Genomic DNA, 20,831 nt, shown 5'->3' with positions numbered 1-20,831 from the left:
AGCCAATAGTAGTGATGTGTTAATTAAGCGATAGCGTGGTAAGAAGATCATCATTAGCCTCGTATTTATAAAAATAACCAAGACCCATCTTCAGCAGTTCGCCTGATAAATGGCATTTAAATCTTCTTAAACTTTCTGAAATTGGAGTTGGGCTGGTTGTAAAACTGCATTATTTACAGCCTCAGCAAAAAACTTCAGTTGCTGATCACCCTTTTGAAAGCCAGTGTTTTAAAAACCAGTGCTCAGCGCTCTTCTATAGATGAATTGCTTAGCCCTCCAACCCCAACATGAAGATCCTTCATACAGCAGATGAAATAAAACCACTTTTCTTCATCCAGCCATCCGCGTATAACAGACACATCAACTTTAGACGTCCAGACTTCTTAATGGATATTTAAGCCGCATAGCAGCGAATGAGAGAGCAGATAGCATGAACAACTTCAGATTCAGCATTAAAAGCATTGGTTTTGATGAAAATTATCAGCCAGCAGACAATACCCGTATCACTACCAACTTTGCCAATTTAGCTCGTGGTGAGCGCCGTCAGCAGAATCTTCGCAACACTCTGGCCATGATCAACAACCGTTTTAATAGCCTGGTGTTTTGGGATAACCCAAACTCAGATCGTTATTCGGTGCAGCTGGATATTATTTCTGTGGCTATCCAGATAGAAGGCACCAGCGAGAGCAGTGACCATAACTTCCCAGCCATTGAAGTATTAAAAACCACTATTATTGACCGCAAAACCAACCAGCGCATTGAAGGCATTGTTGGCAATAACTTTTCCTCTTATGTGCGGGATTATGATTTCAGCTTAGTGCTGGCGGAACATAACAAAAACCAGCCTAGCTTCAGCATTCCGGATCAGTTTGGTGATCTGCATGGCAAACTCTTCCAATTTTTTGTCAATTCAGAAGCTTACCAGCAACATTTTCACAAACTACCAGTGATCTGCCTGAGTGTGTCAGACAACAAAACTTATCAGCGCACCAACAATCAGCATCCAGTGTTAGGGGTTGAATACCAGCCAAATGAAACGTCGTTAACCGAGCAGTACTTCAAAAAAATGGGTTTAGAGGTTCGCTACTTTATGCCTGCGGGCAGCGCCGCGCCTTTGGCTTTTTACTTCTTTGGCGACTTGCTGAACGACTACAGCAACCTGGAGCTGGCAAGCACTATCAGCACCATGGAAACCTTTCAACGCATTTACCGGCCTGAAATTTACAACGCCCATGCCGCCGCCGGAGAGCGTTATCAGCCCAACTTAAAAAACCGCGATCACGCCCTGACAGACATAGTGTACGACAGAGAAGAGCGCAGCCGATTAGCGGTAGAACAAGGCAAGTTTGCGCACGAGCACTTTATCAAGCCGCACCAGGCGCTATTAAGCCGTGTGCTGGCACAAAGCTCTGCTGGCAAACCAGCACAGCAACAGTAAACCCAGCACAGAATTCAATTGAACCAAAGAGCGACTTATTGATGAAAAAATTACTCCCTACCTCAACGGCCGGCAGCTTACCTAAACCTTCATGGCTGGCCCAACCTGAAACCTTATGGTCGCCATGGAAATTGCAGGGCGAGGAATTAACAGACGGCAAACAGGACGCTTTACGTTTGTCGTTACACGAACAACAACAGGCTGGTATTGATATCGTCAGTGACGGCGAACAATCGCGCCAACACTTTGTCACCACCTTTATCGAGCACCTGGACGGCGTTGATTTTGCAAAACGCGAAACAGTGCGTATTCGCAACCGTTACGATGCCAGCGTGCCTACTGTGGTCGGTGCCGTAAGCAGGCAAAAACCAGTTTTTGTCGAAGATGCCAAATTTTTACGCCAGCAAACCAATCAACCTATCAAATGGGCGCTGCCAGGCCCTATGACCATGATTGATACGCTGTACGACGCACATTACAAAAGCCGCGAAAAACTAGCCTTTGAGTTTGCCAAAATTCTGAATCAGGAAGCCAAAGAACTGGTTGAAGCAGGTGTAGACATAATCCAGTTTGATGAACCGGCCTTTAATGTGTTTTTTGACGAAGTAAACGACTGGGGTATTGCCGCTTTGGAACAAGCAGCTGACGGTCTTAAAGAGCTGCAATGCGAAACCGCAGTACATATTTGTTACGGCTATGGCATTAAAGCCAATACCGACTGGAAACAAACTCTGGGCTCTGAGTGGCGTCAGTACGAAGCAGTATTTCCTAAGCTGCAAAAATCCAGCATCGATATTATCTCTCTGGAATGCCACAACTCCCGTGTTCCAATGGAGCTGTTGGAACTTATTCGCGGCAAAAAAGTGATGGTAGGCGCTATTGATGTCGCCAACCACAATATTGAAACGCCGGAAGAAGTAGCAGCCACGCTTCGCCAGGCCCTGCAGTTTGTCGACGCACACCACCTCTACCCTTGCACCAACTGCGGCATGGCGCCGTTACCGCGTCATATTGCCCGAGGCAAACTGAATGCATTAGCAGCAGGCGCGGAGATAGTGCGCCGGGAGCTGGCGGCGAAGTAGTCAGCTATCAAATACTGTCTGTGTAGCTTCGGCTACAACACAACAGATGGCAGTTGACAATCAAACTTAATGAGCCATAATTTGTGCATTAATATATTAATGCACAAATTATAATGCAAAAAGAGGCAATACAACTTAGTCAAGCTTTAGGGCAACTGGTGAAACAGATCAGGGCTGAGTCTATGGACCAATCCGAGCTTGCTGTGCGGGTTGGATTGAGCCGTAACACTATTTCTGCTATTGAAAATGGCAAATCGGTAAACTCCGAAGCGCTGTTTGCAGTGCTGGTCCAACTCAATTTATTGCAGCCCATCACAGATGCAGTAGAACAACAATTGGCTCAATTTGCTCACCAAGTGCAGAAAAAGCAGCGCAAACAACGCAAAGCCAAACCGGAACTATCGAATGACTTCTGAGCAGGCTTATGTATTTATTGACGGCCTGGAGCAACAGCCGGTGATTTGTGGCGTGGTCACGTTAGATCCAACACGGCGCTATGGTGAGTTTCGATATGGTAAAAGCTATTTAGCCCGACCTGACGCCTTCCCTTTGGACCCGCTGAACTTACCTCTGTCAGAACAGTTATACAGCACCAACACTGGCAAAGGAGTGTTTGGCGTGTTATTGGATGCAGGTGCAGACGCATGGGGCCAGAAAGTTATTTTGTCCTTGCATAAAACCAAACCACAAAATGCACTGCAGTTTTTATTGGCGGGTTCCGGTATGGGAGTGGGCGCTTTAGTTTTTAGTTTATCCCGCAGCTCGTCAAAACCTAAACTCAACAAAAATACGCTGGGCGATTTACCTTTGCTGCTCAAAGGCAAAGACGCCATATTGAATGACGAAGCCATACCAGAGGAAGCAAAAAAAGCTTTTGAGCATGGTTCCAGCATGGGTGGAGCCAGGCCCAAAACCTTAATCACATACGGTGACACAACCTTTTTGGCCAAATTTAACAGACCCGACGATTTGTTTAATCAGGTAAAAGTAGAGCACGCCTGTATGCGTATGCTGGCAGAATTACCAGTGCGGGTTGCTACAACAAGAGTCGTCACAACTGACACTGATGATGTATTACTGGTGGGACGTTTTGACTGTCATCAGCAGCGCCCTACCCATCACTTTATCAGCGCCAACTCGCTGATCAATGTAGCCACTGTCAATAACGCGGCTTTGAGCAGCAGCTACAGCTATGGTTTTCTTGCAGAATTTTTGCGCACACAAGGCGCAGAACCCGAAGACGCACACGAGCTCTACCAACGTATGGTGTTTAATGTGTTTATGGGTAACACAGACGATCACAGCCGCAATCATGCATTGCTGTATTCCTTCAGCGATAAAAACTGGCGTTTATCCCCCGCTTACGACTTGTTACCTGTCAATAACAGCCGTCAGCATGGTATGGGCATTGGCGATTTTGGCCGGGATGGAACAGTCGAAAACCTGTTGTCGCAGTCATTACGTTTTGGTTTAAAACAGTTTAAAGCAAAAAAAATCATCGAAGAGGTAGCAGCCTTAAGCCAGGAATGGTCTTTTTACTTTAAACAACAAGGTGTAGGCGAAGGCGATTTGGAACGTTTAAAAGCTGTGATACCGATAATTAAGTTAGATTATCCCCAAGAAACTTGAAGCTGCAGCTTTGTTAGCTGCGCTATCTCACAAGCAAAAATGCACTTCACGTAAAAGCGGGTTGAGTTGATCCTGATCGTAACGAAAAGCAGGCTAGTCTGATTGTTGCCAAATCCACACTATAAAATTCCATGAGGCGAATAGATGGCTTAATCTAATCAAAAAGTGAGGCGAATAGCCAAGTTATTTGCCTTATTGGGGATTTAAGCAGTCAACCCAACCTGTTCAGCCAGAATATGAAAAGCATCCACTGAACTGGCTGAAAGCCTTATCAATTTATCCATGGCCTCAGATTGGGTTACATCATCGGCTTCATACTTCGCAAAAGCGACCGGTCCGCCACCAAATACTCTGGCAGCCTGCGCCTGTGTAATACCAAGTTGCTCACGAATTGCTTTTACCTCTGCGCCAGTTAAAAAACCATCAACTTGTTTTTTAAAAGCAACCATAGCGCGCTTGTTATCACGCAACTGGGCAGCATCAGCCTGCTCTGAACCACAGTGATCACACACAGAGAAATGGCTGACGATAGCTGCAGTTTGCCCTTTATAGTCAACAAGCAAAGAGCCAAGCTGATGTGCTAAATGTCCTTCGCCACATAAAGGGCAAAGATCTTTACCTTGCATACAACTCTCCTTTTTAGCTACAAGATGGGCGACTTGATATCACTACAATCAACTGCCCTGCTTTACCAACCATATGATGCAGAATAACGCAGAAATTACCATAATGGTAATTTTCGGATATTGAGTAACGTCTTCTTAGGAGAAGTTATACCGGATGATCTACTTAGAAACATTGATGCACAGGCTAATACCTGAATGCCATGTTTGCTTTTGGAAACAACCGTTGTTATGTTAGTTTTTTAACCATCGCCACACTTAGAAATAAATAATTAGCAGACAACAAAGGCGATTGGTATTCAAGCAGACCGGAGATGGATTTTATGGTTGTTGAGCAGCAGTTGGAACGTGCGCGTCTTGAATTACTTGATATGGGTCTTCGATCCAACCCTCAGTTGAATTACCGCAGTGGCAGCAAAGCCCTCGACATTATTGATGAACAATCTGCCAAGATTTTTGAAATGCTGGTTGAGCAGGAAAACACGCTTAGCTTTTTGCCGCTGCCGGAAGCTTATCAGCAAAAAATTGCCGACAGCGAAGATGAAGGAAGCTTCTTTCAGTCGGACGACGACTCCGAATTACCGCCGCTTGATTTGTATCTTGAACAAAAGAAAGGTGCTGCCCGCTTTAGCGATAAATACCTGCAAACTGGGCTGATACCAGCAAAGCTGGATAAAGCACTGCTGAAACTCGAAACTGAAGCGCACACCATGCTGCAGGAGCAAGGTGTCGAGGTTCTGTATCTGGCTCTTGGTTTTTTACAGTGGAATGAGCCCACCAACTCATCAGTTTCAAGGTACGCGCCGTTAATTCTGATCCCTGTCGAACTTACCCGATCTTCTGCCCGCGACAGTTTTAAATTGCGTTACACAGGCGAAGAGCTAGGCTCAAACCTGACTTTAGCGGCAAAACTCAGAACAGAATTTAAGTTACTACTGCCAACCTATTCAGATGAAATGACAGTCTCGGATTATTATCAGGCGGTGACAGATGCAATTGCGGCACAACCTTCGTGGCGAGTGCATCAGGACAAAATTGGTTTAGGGCTGTTCTCTTTTGGCAAGTTTCAGATGTATATGGACCTTGACCCAACCGGCTGGCCTGAAGGAAAAAAACCATCCCAGTTGCCTTTGATTGGCCGTTTATTCCGGGATGGTTTTGATCACAATGCCGAGATTAACCAAGATGATCTGAATCATCCTGAAAAGCTCCATTTGGTAAAAGACGCCGACTCCAGCCAAATTGAAGCCATCTTAGCCATGAAAGGTGGTGCAGACCTGATCATTCAAGGCCCGCCAGGCACGGGCAAATCTCAAACCATCACCAATATCATTGCTGAAGCCGTTGCTTTGGGTAAAAAAGTACTGTTTGTTGCGCAAAAAATGGCAGCACTTGAGGTGGTAAAAAAACGCCTTGATGAAACACATATGGGCTTTGCTGTACTGGAACTGCACAGCCACAAAAGTACCAAAAAAGCTGTGCTGGAATCTATTGCTGAGTCGCTCGAACAAGGGCGGCCACAAACCGGGAACCGCCAGCAAGAGCTATCGGATTTAGCACAATCAAAAGCTTCACTGGATGCTTATGTGCATGCCATTCGCGCCCCTGTTTTGCGCAGTGGCCTCAATTATATTGAAGCTTTAGGCTCTTTATTGCAGCTGAAAACAAAGGATCCCGAAAGCTCTTTGCCAGCTTTGCCTTTTAGCTGTTTTGAACAATGGACAGCAGAGCAATACAGTAACGCCAGAAAGCTGGTGGCTGAATTGGTGCAGCAACTGGAACGTGTTGGTGTGCCTGCAGCGCATCCTTTTGCTATGTCTGGCCGTACTGATTTTTCTCCCGCATTGCAACAAGCGTTAACCTCAGCTTTGGCAGAAATAAGCCAATTGCTTAGCCAACTTGATGCACAAACTCAAACCGTCAGTGCATTTCTGAAACTTGAGAAACCACAAAGCTTGCAACAAGTTACCCCACTGATCGCAACAACAAGCTGGCTATCCGAGGTGCCGGATCTAAAGCAGGTTAAAGTAAATAACCCTTTATGGGCTGTTGAACAAAAGCGGATTGATAACGGCCTGGCTTGTTTAGCAAATTTCTTAAACCTAAAAGCCAGCTGCGAACAACACTTTATCGCTCAAGCGCTGGATGCCGATTTGCTAAGTATCCGCCAGGGCTTGATTGGCAAAACAGATAAATGGTGGCGTTTCCTGTCGTCCAGCTATCGACAAGCAAAAGCTAACTTAGCAGGGCTTTGGCGTGGCGCTCTACCCGCTTCGTCTGCAGACTGGCTCACTGCATTAGATACTGCCTTAGCATACCAAAGTACGAAAAAAGAGCTGGCCAGCTACAACGCCATTTTGTCTGAAGTTTTTGGCTCTCAGTGGCAAGGTGAGTTTTCAGAGCATGCTGAATTAACTCAAACCCATAGCTGGATCAGCACCTTTTATGCAAAGGTAAACCGTCTTGAATTGTCGCAGTCATTGGCTGAACTGATTGATACGGGCGTTGATAAAAAGCTGCTGCGCGATCAGGCGAACTCACTGACAGCACTTTGTAACGCCATTGCAGTGCAGGCTCAAACACTGAAAGAGCTGATACAAATCCCCAACAGCAATCCAAACCATGATTTAGCGGCAATGCAATTTACCCAGCTCAATGCTTTGTTAGAAGGCTGGAAAAACTCAGCCCTGCTTTACGATTTCGCTCGCTATAACCAGATTATTCAGGCCTTTGAGCCCTATAAAATCAAAGCTTTCACTGAACTGGCGTACTCATGGCAAGCAGCTCCAGACCTGCTAATGACAGTATTCGAACTTAGTTATTACCGTGGTTTGGTTGATCATGCCTACGACAGCTCGGAAGCCATACGGCGCTTTGACCGCAATAAACATGAACAAAGCCTGCGTGACTTTAAACGTATTGATGGCAATAGTTTGTTTTTCGCCCAAGAGCTGTTAGTGAACACCTTGTATGAGCGCTTACCGAAGAAAACAGCGAAAGGTGAAATGGAATTAGTGCTGCGCGAAATGGGTAAGAAAAAGCGCCATATTCCTATCAGAAAACTACTGGCAGAAGCCGGTAACGTGATCCAGCAAGTAAAACCTATTTTTATGATGAGCCCTATGTCCATCGCCACTTACCTGAAACAAGGTGCTTTGGATTTTGATCTGGTGATCTTTGACGAAGCCAGCCAAATTCCAGCCCCTGATGCCTTGGGCGCTATACTGCGTGGGCGGCAGGTGATTGTGGTGGGTGACAGTAAGCAAATGCCACCAAGCAACTTGTTTGGTAAAGCCGTTGAACTGGAAGAAGAAGAGCTGGAAAGCAGTGCTACCGCTGAAATGGAAAGTATTCTGGCGTTAATGGAAGCCCGCGGCGCGGCAAGTAAAATGCTGCGCTGGCACTATCGCTCCCGCCACGATTCGCTGATTGCCGTATCCAACGACCAGTTTTATAAAAACAAGTTAGTGGCCTTTCCAAGCCCGGGTTTTCACCCCGATGCAACAGGGCTTAAGTTTCATCATTTGCCAGAAACCCATTACGACAAAGGCGGTTCACGCACCAATCCAGGCGAAGTAAAAGCTGTCGTAGCGGCAGTTTTAAATCATGCGTTAAGCAAACCTCACCTGTCGTTGGGTGTTGTGGCTTTTAGCCTTTCACAGCGTGATGCCATCTTGCTTGAGCTGGAAAAAGAGCGCCGCTTACACCCTGAAACCGACGAATTCTTTGCACGACATGCTGGTGGCGATGAGTTTTTTGTAAAGAACCTGGAGAACGTACAGGGCGACGAGCGCGACGTTATCTATATCAGTATTTGTTACGGCAAAACCAGCACAGGCCAACTGAGCCAAAATTTTGGTCTGCTGAATAAACCCGGTGGTGAACGGCGCTTAAATGTGTTGATCTCACGCGCGCGGCTGGCGATGGAAGTCTTTGCCAACTTCAAAGGCGACGAGCTGAAAGTTGAAGCAGACAGCCCTTTTGGTGTGCGTTCGCTGCAAATCTTTTTGCAATTTGCCGAATCAGGCCAGTTGAACAAAGCCCATGAAAAAGAGCAGGAACAAAACTTTGCTTTTGGTGCCCTATTGCATCAAGCGATCCAGCGTTTGGGTTATCAGGTAGCCACCCGGGTCGGCAGTCAGGGTTACTACATCGACTTAGCCATCAAGCATCCGGAAGACCCCAGTAAATTTGTATTGGCGCTGGAATATGATGGCGCAGGTTATTACCAGGCTGCTTCAGCCCGCGACCGTGAACGGCTGCGGCAAAGTGTGCTTGAAGGCCTTGGCTGGAGCTTTGGACGCATTTGGTCCACCGACTGGTTCAGAGATCCAGAGGCTGAATTACATCGCCTGAAAGTATTGATAGATAAAGCCATAACCCAGCACAACGAATTGATGGTATCGATGGCGGCCCAAGCCAATAGCTCCAGACAAGTAAGGCACCAAGTTGCCGCACCGGAGCTTGTTGCAGCGCCTATTCTGCGGGTAGAGGAAGAACAACCAGAGTTTGAAGCCTGCACTACGCCCTATAAAAAGGCCGATGTGTCTAAGCTAAATATTCCTCATGTCGATGATTTCAGTGCCATTCCTTTGAGTATGTTAGTGCATGCGGTGGAACGTATTGTTGAAACCGAATACCCAATATTCGCCAGCTTAGTTGCCACCCGTTTAGCTAATGCTGCTGGCCTGACACGAGTTGGTGCCAAAATTAAACGCACTGTTGACCAAGCCATCGAAAGCGCCGTAGCCAAAGGACTGATCCAGTTAGATAAAGACGAAGTGTTATGGCCCCAAGGCCGCAGCACAGTCAAATTAAGAAACTGGAACAGTGTCGACACCGCCACCCGTAAGCTGGAAAACGTCTGTGATGCAGAACTCACCAATGCCTTATTACTAACAGTGCAAGACGCCCACGCTATAAGCGTAACGGACGCAGCATCTGCGGCGTTGGGGTTGCTAGGTTTTCAGCGTGCAACAGCTCAGGCGGCTGAACGGATGGCTAAGTTAGCGCAGGTTCAATGCGATAAAGGTGTGTTGGTTTGTGAGAATGAAAGGTTGAAGATTGCGGTGAATTCATGAGATTAAAACTGGAACTATCCAACTGCTATGGCATAAATCAACTGTCTAAAGAGCTGGACTTTACCAAGTCCGCAGACAACAACGGTGTGAACTCGTTATATGCACCAAACGGAACGCTGAAAACGTCACTAGCGAAAACCTTCAAAGATGTGGAGGCAAATAAGCCCACGAAGGATCTGATTTTTTCTGACCGAGCCACCAATAGAGATATTAAAATCAATAGCATCGACATTACTGCAAAGCAAGTAATGGTAATTGATTCATACAATGAAAGTTATAGCTCCAAACAAATATCAACACTGCTCGTTAATGACGTGCTCAAACAACAATACGAAACAGCTCTCAATCAAGTTAGTGCGAAACGAGAATTACTGCTGAAAGCTTTGGTCAAGCTATCTGGTAAACGCGATATCGCGGCGTTGATATGCGAAGCCTTTTCCAGGCAAGAGAAGTCGCTATTAGAATTACTCACTGATTTGTCGCAGCAAAATATTCCCGACTATACCAGGTTCAGCGAATTTAAATTCTCCGTACTGTTTAACCCTAAAGTCTTAGAACTCATCTCTTCAGGTGACTTTAGCCAAGAGTTGGCTGAGTATGTAAATACTTACGACCAGCTAATTCAAAGATCCTCTGTTCTATCAAAAACCTTCAACCACCAAAAAGCGGGAGTTGTATCAAAAAACTTAACCGAGACTGGATTCTTCAATGCATCACATAGCGTCAATATCTCAGTTGATGGTGTAAAGCAGGAAGTCGCATCAAAAGAAGAGTTCAACCGATTGCTTCAAGAAGAGCAGGATAAAGTTCTACAAAGTCCTGAACTGAAAGAAAAATTTAGTCGAGTTGATGGAAAACTTAATACCAAAGATACACAAGAATTTCGTGATTTCATTGCTGAACATCAAGAGCTTTTGCCGGAATATCAAAACCTGACCGAATTCAAAAAGAGCGTGATTCTGGGCTATCTACAGTCGCAGCAAAATTATTGGGACGATCTGGTCGCAACCTTTAAGCAAAATCAAGAACTGGTAGGAAACATTATCTATCAGGCCCAACAGCAAAAGACAACATGGGAAGCAGTAGTCGAAACTTTCAATAAACGCTTTAAAGTTCCTTTCAAACTCAAGGTCGGTAATCAGGATGAAGTGATCCTCAATGGTGCCGCACCAGCAATAGAATTTGAGTTCGATGATGGGCGCGGTGAATCAAAACAAGTCAGCCAATCAGGCCTAATTGAAGCCCTGAGCCAAGGTGAAAAACGGGCACTTTATATACTTAATGTTCTCTTTGAAATAGAGATAAGGCAAAAAAATACTCAGCCGACTTTAATTATTATCGATGACATCGCCGACTCATTCGACTACAAAAATAAGTATGCCATCGTTGAATATCTTCGTGATATCGCAAAAGTTGCTCACTTCAGTTTGCTCTTACTTACCCACAATTTCGACTTTCACAGAATTGTGAGCAGCAGATTGGGAGCCAAGCGTCAGAACCGCCATCTTGCAATTAAATCGTCTGATGGGATCATAGTCCGAAAAGAAAAGTACCAGAAAGACGTTTTTAGCACTTGGAAACAAGAGCTTGCAAATAATGAGAGTTACTTGCTGGCGAGTATTCCCTTCGCCAGAAATATCGCAGATTACTGTGGACACAATGCACATTTCGATAGACTAACTTCGCTGCTGCATCTAAAGGAAGATACCAAAGAGATTAAAGTAAGCGATCTTCAAGCTATTTATTCTGAAGTGTTTACAGATCAGGCTGGATTAGTTTTGCCTGACGGACAAACGCCGGTATTCGACAAAATTATGCAACAAAGTGACGCTCTGTTAGCTACCAATGAAGAGTCTCCAGAACTTGAATGCAAAGTCATTCTTGCAATGGCTATTCGATTAAGAGCCGAAGAATTTATGATCAGCCAAATAGCGGACCCCAAATTTTTAGAGGGCATTACCAGTAACCAGACGCGTGAACTATTTGATAAGTACGTGAATATGTTTAGTACGGAGACCGAGATAATTAACTTACTCGATCAAGTTAATCTTATGACGCCAGAGAACATACATCTCAATTCATTTATGTACGAGCCCATTTTAGATATGTCTGCTCATAACTTGTATCAATTATATGAGCAGGTAAAACAGTTATAAACATTATATATTGGTATATCTAATGAATTCCGCGTCAGACAGACTATTAAAGGCTTTTAGCATATGATCTTTTAATACAGTATCATAGTAACTTTCCTCGTCCATATCAGCATTATAGCTACTGAATAGCAACCTTAATCAGAATTTTGAAACAAGCATAACTGTTACTTTTTTGTAAGAAAATCATTTGTAAAGTGCGATAACCTTTTATCCAAAAAGCAACTCAGATAGCTCAGCTTGCTTGCTTTGATATTTATCACGCAATTCGTTTAGTTTTAATGCCAAGAAACTCAGGTTAGCATTTAAATGCTCGTAACATTTTGACTTATATATTACTTTAGCAACCTGACTATCTATTCTTGATACATCAACTAGGCTAAGAAGCTCAGGTTCTTCCCCAGGGATAGCACGTATTATTTCTATCAGCTTTTTCATTGCATTTCTTTCTGCTGGCGTGTTTCCTTTACTTTGAACATTTTCATAGTAACTGTGCATTTCTTCCCCATAAATTTTGTAAAGCACATGGATAAATCGAGCATAATCGCCTTCCCTACTATATAGTCTAAAAGCAATTTGGGGTTCATCTTCATCATCATAAACGGTCAAACCACTATACATTATTGATAATAATCTCAGTTTTCCTTGCACAGTATCAGGAACAGCAGATAGCTCGGATAGCATCAATTCCATTCTTGGCATAATCCATTTTTGTTCAATTAAATCTTGGTTTATGTCAAAAAACATTGGTATCACGTTGTCACGATCATTGATGAAAGCTATTCTATCTATGAGTTCAAATTTATTATCAGGAGCATAATTCACAAGAAATATTGACGTAAAATATTCTTGAAATGATCTGTGCGTAAATGTGTAACCGTTACCATCCCTCTGCATAATGCACACAGTGTCTAACAAATCACACAAAAATAAATTCACATCAATATCAATCCCTGAAATTCTACTAGCGTTTTTCAAATATTTTGTGACTTCATCTTCTGAGAAATAATATTTTCTGTCTACGTAGCTAACTACTGAGAATGCAGATAGCATTTTTTTGAATTCATCCAGAGGTAACTCAGAAAGTGATTTTCGCTTATATAAGCTTTTCAAGGAGTCATGTTTATTAAATAAAGTCAAAAATGCCTGTTCATAAAACAAATGTATTTTATTGGGAATTTCTGCGATTTGCTCATAAGTTAGGAGCATCATTGTTAGCAGCAAAGGATTACTTGCAAAGCTTTCATGTTTTTCAAAAAGAACACTATCAAGCTCATCTAAGAATTTTTGCTTAACTTGTTTATCATAATCCAACTTATTTATTAAAGATTTTGATTTTAGTTTGTCTAAAGGAATTACGTTATATATGTAAAATTCCTCCCACGATTGAAATCTATCATCTGGACGGCTAGATAAGAGAATCAATATGTTTTGATATTTTGATGCAAGACTAACAATCTCCTTTTCATATTTATCTCTAAGCTCATTATTTAGCTCATCAAATCCATCGAAAATCAACAGGGTCTTGCCTAAACATAGGGAGTAATCAAGCTGCGATTTATTAAAATTTGGTTCTATCTCAGATAGGGTTTTAAGGATGAAGTCAAACAAGCTAATTTCAGAGTCAGAGTTTAGATGCCTTAACTCTACAAATATCGGAAAAATGCCAACTGGTTTTTCAATCAAATCTAAGAATACACTTTTGCAGAATGTAGATTTTCCTGACCCAGCAGTACCAGAGACTACAACTCTTTTATTAATTCTTAATTTTCCTAAAAACATTGATTCCGGAAGTATTTCTCCAAATCTCATATTAAGATCTGTTCTGACATAGAAATCTTTTATGTTAACTGGTGCATCACGGTACAGAATAGTTTTTATTTTTGAGTATCGGTCGTAACTTCTGGTTATGTACTTTGAAAAGCACGTATTCAAAGTAACCTTTAATTTATCAAGTGCCTCAGAGCTTATCTTGCCAACACCATCGAACACTGGTTTTACAAATTCCTTAACTAGCTCTATGGCAATTAAGCTTGCATCTAATTCTTTCATAAGAATCCTCTTTATTAATTTCTTATAACCATATTCAACTCTGATGCTAGAAAAAATTGTACTCGTAATCATCAGTCTGCATTTTTTGAATCAGTTAGCACCTAATTATTAATATAATATGCTAGAGTTCCTTATCGTGACTTAAGACAAAATGTAGCCGAGACAGGAAAATAAGTCACTAATAATATTTAAAATCTTTTAGGCGAAACATAGCTTAACCATTCGTTATACAAAGCGAACCGCATCATTGCTTAACATTTTTAACCTTCAGTTTTTGCCAACAAAAAACCCGCCTCAAAGGGCGGGTTTCAAAGTAAATCAATCACTAGCCATCTACCATCTGCACTCAGATAAATCCGACCGTAGTTGGCAAACTGGGGTCACAGCCAAACCGCTGCGCGGTGTTGGATCTGACTGTCAGCGTGTAATTAAGTTTGTGACTACCACACTATAAAAATCAATAAGTTATAAAGAGTTAAATTTAATTAAGATTGTGACTTTTATCAACCTACGACCTTAATGCTGAACTTTGGGTTTAATTAAGTTTGTGACTGGCAGTTAAGCAAGGAGTGAATGTGAACAGAGTCTTTACTCAGCGTAGCTAATTCGGCGACCTAACGCCCTTTGGCCTGCGCTCCACGTAATGTCATCACTATGCCGCTGGCTTTTGCTGCAACTTTGCCATCATCTTTATAAATCATGCATTCATAATGGGTAACGGTTTTACCTGACTGGACAGGTTTTGCCACTGCAGTGAGCTTGTCCTGCCACACAGGGCGAAAGAACTGGATACGCAGATCTATACTGGTAAAAGTTTCATTTGGCTGCATCAAAGTTGAATGTGCAGTGCCAATAGCCGCATCTGCTAATTCAGCTAACAAGCCGCCATGTACTGTACCTTGCTGGTTACCGTGAAGCTTTGGATCTGTATGTAACATCAAGCTTGCCTCTCCGGCAGCAACTTGCAGAATATTGAATTTCAAGGTCTGCGATATAGCCGTTGGGTAGAGTTGAGTAATGTGATCTTGAGCTGTCAGTTCACCAGCTAGCAGCTTTTGTAAGTAACTTAAAACAGGCAACGTGGCGTCAGTCATGCAAACTCCTCAGCACTCAATAATTTCTCTGCATCAGGCATAAAAATAAGGTCGGTACAGCCAGAATTGACGCCCAATTGCGATAATAAGGTAGTGATTTGGCCGCGATGATGTGTCTGGTGATTAAATAAGTGCAGCAGGATCAGATCCAAAGGGTAAAGTTTTGGTTGCGCAGATTGCAGGCTGGTGTATTGAACAGGTTTTTTAAGCTGCGCTGTTGTCAGTTCATTGCTCAGTTTGATCAATTGATGGTCAAGCGTAAAACGTGCTTCTCTCAGCTCAGCATAATCGGTGTAAAGTTGTTGTGCTAAATGTGTTGCTGGGCACTCTATCTGTGGATTAATTCGGGAAAGCCATAATAAATCCACCAGTAGCAAATGATTTAAAGTGTGATGTACAGACCCGAAAAATGCCCCAAGGTTTTTACGTCTCAGCTCATCCGGAATATCATTGCAGGCGTTGTAAAGCGTCTGATTCATCCATTGATTGTAATGCGCTTTGCATTTGAAAAAAGACAACATAGTTCTGTACCCCATTTCTGCCAGTCTGATTAGCGACCACCCGCTACATCCAGCAAAGAGCCTGTGATATAACCTGCTTGTTCCGACAGTAGCCAGGCTATGCTTTGTGCTACTTCATCAGGCTGACCTCCGCGGCGTAGTGGGATCTGCGGGCTTAAACGCTGCACCCTATCCGGCTCCCCCCCATCTTTATGCATATCGGTATGAATAAAACCGGGGCGCACAGCATTTACCCTTATAGCCCGTGAAGACAGTTCGATAGCCAAGCCTTTTGTCAAAGTATCAATGCCTGCTTTAGAAGCCGCATAATCTAAATACTCGAACGGAGAGCCTGTTTTTGCAGCCACAGAAGATACATTCACTATGGCTCCTCCATCTTGCATGCGACGACTTGCTTCGCGACAAGCTAAGAAACAACTTAGCAGGTTGTTGCTGATCATCTGCATAAAGCGCTCAGCACTGATGTCATTAATACCGCTTTGAGGCAATAACATTCCTGCATTGTTGACCAGATGTGTGATTGGGCCTAACTGGCTTTCCGCCTGGTCGAACAGCTTGAGCACGTCTGACTCCTGCGTCAAATCGGCCTGAACTGCAATGACGTTAGCAGCTGTGGCAGACAGCTGTTTTAATAAGCTTTGCGCCTCAACATGGCGCTGGCGGTAACTAAAACAAAGCTGGTAGCCTTGTTGCACCAGTAGCCTGCAGGTCGCAGCGCCAATACCTCTGCTGCCCCCTGTGACAATAACAGTTTTTTTCATACAGCCTCCCTTCATTACAAGCCTACCCATTAAGTGAATTAAATACAGTAACAGAAGAAGTGAATAACATAGGCACAGAGACTGTACTGCAGAAATTTATGCTTTCTGTATCGGGATTGGCGCTTCAATCTCTGATGCAATGGATGCCTAAGCTTTTAACACTGGAGGCCGCTGTGATCTTTACGATGGAATGGAATTATTTACTGGCTTTATTAACATTTAGCTGGGTTGCCTGCATTACTCCCGGGCCAAATAATATGATGATTTTAAGCTCGGGACTGAATTTTGGAGTTCGGGCCAGTCTGCCTCATTTGTTTGGCATAAACCTGGGCTTTTGTCTTATGGTGGTATTGATAGGTATGGGCCTGGGATCTGTGTTTACACTTTACCCAATGTTGCATCAATTGGTGAAAGTGGTTGGGTTACTCTACTTGCTTTGGTTAGCCTGGAAAATTGCCACCACTGATCCTGTGAGTACATCAGAGGGGAAGGTAAAACCTTTTGGTTTTTGGCAGGCTGCAGCTTTTCAATGGGTAAACGCCAAAGCCTGGGTCATGATTACTGGTGCTGTTGCCACTTTTACTACTGTAGGGGGCAATATTGGGCTGCAGATTTTTCTGATCACTGCGGCTTTTTTTCTGGTCGGTTTACCTTGTACTACCAGTTGGTTGTTAGGCGGGCATTTGATGTCCAAAGTTTTGAAAAATGACCGGGCTTATCGTCTGTTTAACAGGCTCATGGGCTTGTTGCTTGCCGTATCCACCTGGCCTGTGGTTTATGAGTTATTCGGTTAGTTTATCTGATAGTTGAGAAGATATGAAAGATTACCTTTAATTAGCATAATCACCAATATAAGTAATATCGCTGATTCACATAATAAAAATATCCCTCACTGACAGATAAGACTTATAACGCTCTGTTGGCAGTTTGTAGGTTGAACTCAATTTCAACTCAGATAGAAGCTGTAACAGCTCTTGTCGGGAGAATGGCTCGGCTTTGTTTAACGTTACCAGCCAATTCTTCTCTTGCAACAGCAGCCTAACTGACAAAAGTCCACTGTCAGTTTGTAGCTGGTAGTGCCCCGCCTGAAGCTGCACAGGCTGACCCAACAACCACACTTGCTCTTTGTTACTGAAATGCTGGCGGACTGCATTTATCCGCAACTGCAGCTGGTTGCTGCCTTGCAGTTGGTCCGCTAATTCCGGCCATGTTTCGTGTTGCATCTGAAGGCGATAAAAGCTGTATTGTCCTGAGTGAGGCTTTATTGTCGTGGCTGCGCAGCTGTTCAGGCTTAGCAGCGCTATGGCTGTTATTAGTTTAGATAATTGCATTAGTGCTCTCCGCTAAGTAAGAGCGCTAAGCTTCGGTTAAAAACTCCGATAAGTGCAGAGACAGTTTTTGAGTATTTTTTATGTACAGCAACGCTGGCCCAGTCAATGCTGTACGCCACTCGCCCAGGGTTTCAGAACACTGAAAAAACGCCTTACTTTTTATCGCCATAGAGCTGTGATGTTAAACGCTGTTTTAGCAGTATAAGTTCGCCCAACACTCTGGTGCGGGTTACCGCCCCCGTAAGGCCATAAAGGTCTGCTTTTCTGGCAACGGCCAGGTTGATGTCATTGATCTCTGTTTGACGTTTTGCGTTTAAGTCCTGCAAGGTGGAAATTAGCAAACCACTGGAGGCTTGACTGATCGCCAGAATTTGCTCTCGTACCATTTGATGCTCCAGTTCAACTCCATCAGCTTGTGCAACCTGAATGCATTCAGCAATGAGCTCATCACCTAATGCCATTACTTCGGGGTTACGGAAAAAAACTCCATTGTCCTGATTCAGAAGTGGGCAAATTGAGTTAAATACAATATTTGCTATGGTCTTTTGCCACACAATAGTTTTAATTTGCTCTGTTGCCTGAAATACCAGTAAAGGATTTTGCAGTTGATTCACCAGTTCGGGCAACAGCTCTGAACTTCCTTTCACTACCCCTACTACTGAAGGTTTTACTGGCTTCACAGAATAAGTGAGCTCAGCTTTTTTCTCGCTGGTGAAATACAAGACAGTGCGGAAAACTTGTTCAAAGCCAGCGTCGATAAATGGAGCTTCAACATCCAGCCCGTTTTGCATCAATACTATAGGGCCTGATATGTTCAGTTGGGAAAGTTGAATTGCAATCTGTGTGTTTACGAAGGTTTTTGCGGTGATAACAAAAATACCTTTCTGCCTCTGCAGTAAATCCAGACTGGTCACGGCTACAGCAATTTCTGTCTCCACGCCATTTTGCTCAATTTTTATCAGCTCAAAGTGCAAACCTATACGACTGACAGAGCTTCTGACCGCTATTACATTTTTTCCAATCTGACTTAAGGACGCCGCAAGTGGAAAACCAATAGCTCCGCATCCAATAACATAAACAGGCGTTGTATCCATAATTTCGGTTCTGGATCAAAGGGTGGCTATATCAGCATAAAGAGGCTGCTGATGACAGATACAGAAGATGTTGATCATTGCGGTACAGCTTCCGAACTGGCATTCAGATCAACAGCTAATCCGAAGCTAGTTAAAAAGGACGGCATGAGCAGACATATAGTCTGCTATGCCGCCATTCTGTTCATCTGAACAGGTGAAACACAGCCAAAGCTGTGACCAGTTAAGAAGGCGATTTCAACCCTATGGATAGAAATCGTCAGGCCTATAGTGCTTTGGATAACAGAGGCCAAGTAGCTACAGAGCCATTAAGTTTTATAAGCACAACTCCATCAGGCCACAGAGGAATCAGCAAACCGGATTAAATCAGCTAAGGTTTTGATGGCATAGTCCATGCGGGCATCCCATGTTCTGGCACAAGATAACCGGACGTAATTACGATACTTTTGCGTTGGAGAAAAAAGCTGACCAGGTGCAATGCTGATGCCTTTTTTTAAAGCCGCATTGGCTAATAAATTACTGTCTATATGCTCTGGTAGCTGTAGCCATAACAGAAAACCACCTTTGGGGACAGTAATGTGGCACTCATCCGGAAGAAGCTGGCACAGTTTTATCACCATTCTGTCTACTGCCACCTGATATTCCAAACGAACTTTTCTCAGATGACGCTCGTATTTACCTGATTCCAAAACCGAAGCAACAGCTAATTGGGTGACTGATGATGTTGCAACATTGCTGGAGAACTTAAGTAGCTCCAGCGCGTTTTTGTGAAACCTTGAGGTGACCCAGCCAATCCTTAAATCGGGAGACATAGATTTAGAAAATGTGTTGCAGTACAAGATATCAGCATGTGGTGCCAGACTGACTAACGAGGCGGGTCTGGACTGGTTGTAACCGAGATCACCATAAGTGTCATCTTCAATGATGCTGATTTTGCGCTCAGATAAAAGTCTGATCAGTGCAAGCTTTCGCTCATCAGACATTGTGAAACCCTGAGGATTATTAAAGTTTGGGATAACAATACAGGCTTTAATGTCCCAATGCTCGGCGGCGAGTTGTAAAGCGTCGAGCGAAATTCCGTTTTCAGGATGAGTTGGAATTTCTATAACTTTTAATCCCAATGATTTTATGATTTGAAGCAGTCCATAAAATGTAGGGCTTTCAACAGCAACCAGGTCGCCGGGTTGCGTGACAGCACGCAACGCTAAAGATAAAGCTTCCTGCCCTCCATTGGTCACAATGATATTATCGGCATCCGCCAGATAGCCTTGCATAGCCATTCGTCGTGCAATCTGAATACGTAATTCCGGCGCCCCTGCTGGTTGCTCATAGCCAGCGAGGCGCTGCATATGCTGGGTAGCCTTGACTAAAGCTTTGTGAACAATTTGTATGGGGAAAAAAGACGGACCAGGTACAGCAGAGCCAAGCTTGATACAATCTGGATCACTGACAGCTTTGGACATCGCCAGTATCATTTCTTGCCCTGTGACCAGACAAGGGGCTGGAAGCTCTGCTGATTTAACAAGCTTCAGTTTCCGGATCACAGGCCGAAGTTTTACAAAATAGCCAGATCTTTGACGAGCCTCGACATAACCCTGCTCTTCCAGTCGGCGATAGGCAGAAACGGCAGTGATCATACTTAACCCACGATCTGTACTCAGTGTCCTTATTCCTGGCAGCTTATCTCCGGGCTGGTATAGGCCTTTTTCTATATTGTGTATAAATTCCTGTGCTAATTCCTGATACCTATGTGCCATAGCTCACCTCCCCCAGCAATCTGTACTTATATTCATTAAATATAACTGATCTGCATAGATACAGATTGCGCTGTTTAGTTAGATACAGCAATTGGATTTCAACCGCCTAAGATTCGAAGCATCCGGATTCATTCACTTATATCACCTCTGGATAGGACTAAAAGACCAGCTCACTCAGAGCCATTGTTTAAACTTTCACTTTATTTAACTCATCAAGA

The 20,831-nt window shown here is 43.7% G+C and carries 15 protein-coding genes; 7 read left to right on the top strand and 8 right to left on the bottom strand.

Annotated elements, in window-relative coordinates; translation table 11 throughout:
• The first annotated feature begins 430 nt into the window (after window positions 1-430).
• The 4 genes from LSG34_RS08665 to LSG34_RS08650 all read left to right on the top strand — a co-directional run bounded on the left by LSG34_RS08665 (window position 431) and on the right by LSG34_RS08650 (window position 4,149).
• Entirely contained in the window at window positions 431-1,438 is a 1,008-nt protein-coding gene (locus LSG34_RS08665; RefSeq protein WP_233008432.1) for a DUF1852 domain-containing protein, read from the top strand.
• 41 nt (window positions 1,439-1,479) lie between these two features.
• Window positions 1,480-2,520 carry a methionine synthase gene (locus LSG34_RS08660; protein WP_233008430.1) on the top strand — a complete coding sequence of 347 codons (1,041 nt, stop codon included), beginning with the start codon at window positions 1,480-1,482 and terminating at the stop codon, window positions 2,518-2,520.
• 113 nt (window positions 2,521-2,633) lie between these two features.
• Window positions 2,634-2,936, top strand: a complete 303-nt coding sequence (locus tag LSG34_RS08655; RefSeq protein ID WP_269822845.1) for a helix-turn-helix transcriptional regulator — start codon at window positions 2,634-2,636, stop codon at window positions 2,934-2,936.
• Window positions 2,926-4,149: a type II toxin-antitoxin system HipA family toxin gene (locus LSG34_RS08650; RefSeq protein ID WP_233008426.1), complete on the top strand. Its 1,224-nt coding sequence runs from the start codon at window positions 2,926-2,928 to the stop codon at window positions 4,147-4,149. The genes LSG34_RS08655 and LSG34_RS08650 overlap by 11 nt, the downstream gene beginning before the upstream one ends.
• 203 nt (window positions 4,150-4,352) lie before the next feature.
• On the opposite strand, the gene LSG34_RS08645 is transcribed toward LSG34_RS08650, so the two are convergent.
• Window positions 4,353-4,775, bottom strand: coding sequence for a type II toxin-antitoxin system MqsA family antitoxin (locus LSG34_RS08645; protein ID WP_233008424.1), 423 nt, complete (start codon window positions 4,773-4,775; stop codon window positions 4,353-4,355).
• A gap of 311 nt (window positions 4,776-5,086) precedes the next feature.
• Between LSG34_RS08645 and LSG34_RS08640 the strand changes: the two genes are divergently transcribed.
• Both LSG34_RS08640 and LSG34_RS08635 read left to right on the top strand, forming a co-directional pair.
• Window positions 5,087-9,853: a DUF3320 domain-containing protein gene (locus LSG34_RS08640; protein WP_233008422.1), complete on the top strand. Its 4,767-nt coding sequence runs from the start codon at window positions 5,087-5,089 to the stop codon at window positions 9,851-9,853.
• A complete protein-coding gene (locus tag LSG34_RS08635; RefSeq protein WP_233008421.1) occupies window positions 9,850-12,009 on the top strand; it encodes a hypothetical protein in 2,160 nt (719 codons plus the stop codon). The genes LSG34_RS08640 and LSG34_RS08635 overlap by 4 nt, the downstream gene beginning before the upstream one ends.
• 207 nt (window positions 12,010-12,216) lie before the next feature.
• Here the strand turns inward: LSG34_RS08635 and LSG34_RS08630 are convergent, their stop codons facing one another.
• From LSG34_RS08630 to LSG34_RS08615, 4 genes are all read right to left on the bottom strand, one after another.
• Window positions 12,217-14,058 (bottom strand): NACHT domain-containing protein, encoded by a 1,842-nt coding sequence (locus LSG34_RS08630; RefSeq protein WP_233008420.1) that lies wholly within the window; start codon window positions 14,056-14,058, stop codon window positions 12,217-12,219.
• Window positions 14,059-14,672: 614 nt separating this feature from the next.
• Window positions 14,673-15,152: a PaaI family thioesterase gene (locus tag LSG34_RS08625; RefSeq protein WP_233008419.1), complete on the bottom strand. Its 480-nt coding sequence runs from the start codon at window positions 15,150-15,152 to the stop codon at window positions 14,673-14,675.
• Window positions 15,149-15,673: a DinB family protein gene (locus LSG34_RS08620; protein ID WP_269822844.1), complete on the bottom strand. Its 525-nt coding sequence runs from the start codon at window positions 15,671-15,673 to the stop codon at window positions 15,149-15,151. The genes LSG34_RS08625 and LSG34_RS08620 overlap by 4 nt, the downstream gene beginning before the upstream one ends.
• Window positions 15,674-15,702: 29 nt before the next feature.
• A complete protein-coding gene (locus LSG34_RS08615; RefSeq protein WP_233008417.1) occupies window positions 15,703-16,434 on the bottom strand; it encodes an SDR family oxidoreductase in 732 nt (243 codons plus the stop codon).
• Between the two features lie 98 nt (window positions 16,435-16,532).
• On the opposite strand from LSG34_RS08615, the gene LSG34_RS08610 reads away from it, so the two are divergent.
• Window positions 16,533-17,228, top strand: coding sequence for a LysE family translocator (locus LSG34_RS08610; protein ID WP_233008415.1), 696 nt, complete (start codon window positions 16,533-16,535; stop codon window positions 17,226-17,228).
• Window positions 17,229-17,303: 75 nt separating this feature from the next.
• Here the strand turns inward: LSG34_RS08610 and LSG34_RS08605 are convergent, their stop codons facing one another.
• The 3 genes from LSG34_RS08605 to LSG34_RS08595 all read right to left on the bottom strand — a co-directional run bounded on the left by LSG34_RS08605 (window position 17,304) and on the right by LSG34_RS08595 (window position 20,613).
• Window positions 17,304-17,765 (bottom strand): hypothetical protein, encoded by a 462-nt coding sequence (locus LSG34_RS08605; RefSeq protein ID WP_233008413.1) that lies wholly within the window; start codon window positions 17,763-17,765, stop codon window positions 17,304-17,306.
• Between the two features lie 152 nt (window positions 17,766-17,917).
• Entirely contained in the window at window positions 17,918-18,859 is a 942-nt protein-coding gene (locus LSG34_RS08600) for a ketopantoate reductase family protein (protein ID WP_233008412.1), read from the bottom strand.
• Between the two features lie 329 nt (window positions 18,860-19,188).
• Window positions 19,189-20,613 carry an aminotransferase-like domain-containing protein gene (locus LSG34_RS08595; RefSeq protein WP_233008411.1) on the bottom strand — a complete coding sequence of 475 codons (1,425 nt, stop codon included), beginning with the start codon at window positions 20,611-20,613 and terminating at the stop codon, window positions 19,189-19,191.
• Between the last annotated feature and the right edge of the window lie 218 nt (window positions 20,614-20,831).

The organism is Rheinheimera faecalis, from assembly GCF_021290965.1.
Taxonomy (GTDB): domain Bacteria; phylum Pseudomonadota; class Gammaproteobacteria; order Enterobacterales; family Alteromonadaceae; genus Pararheinheimera; species Pararheinheimera faecalis.
This window is presented reverse-complemented; position numbering and strand designations above follow the sequence as displayed.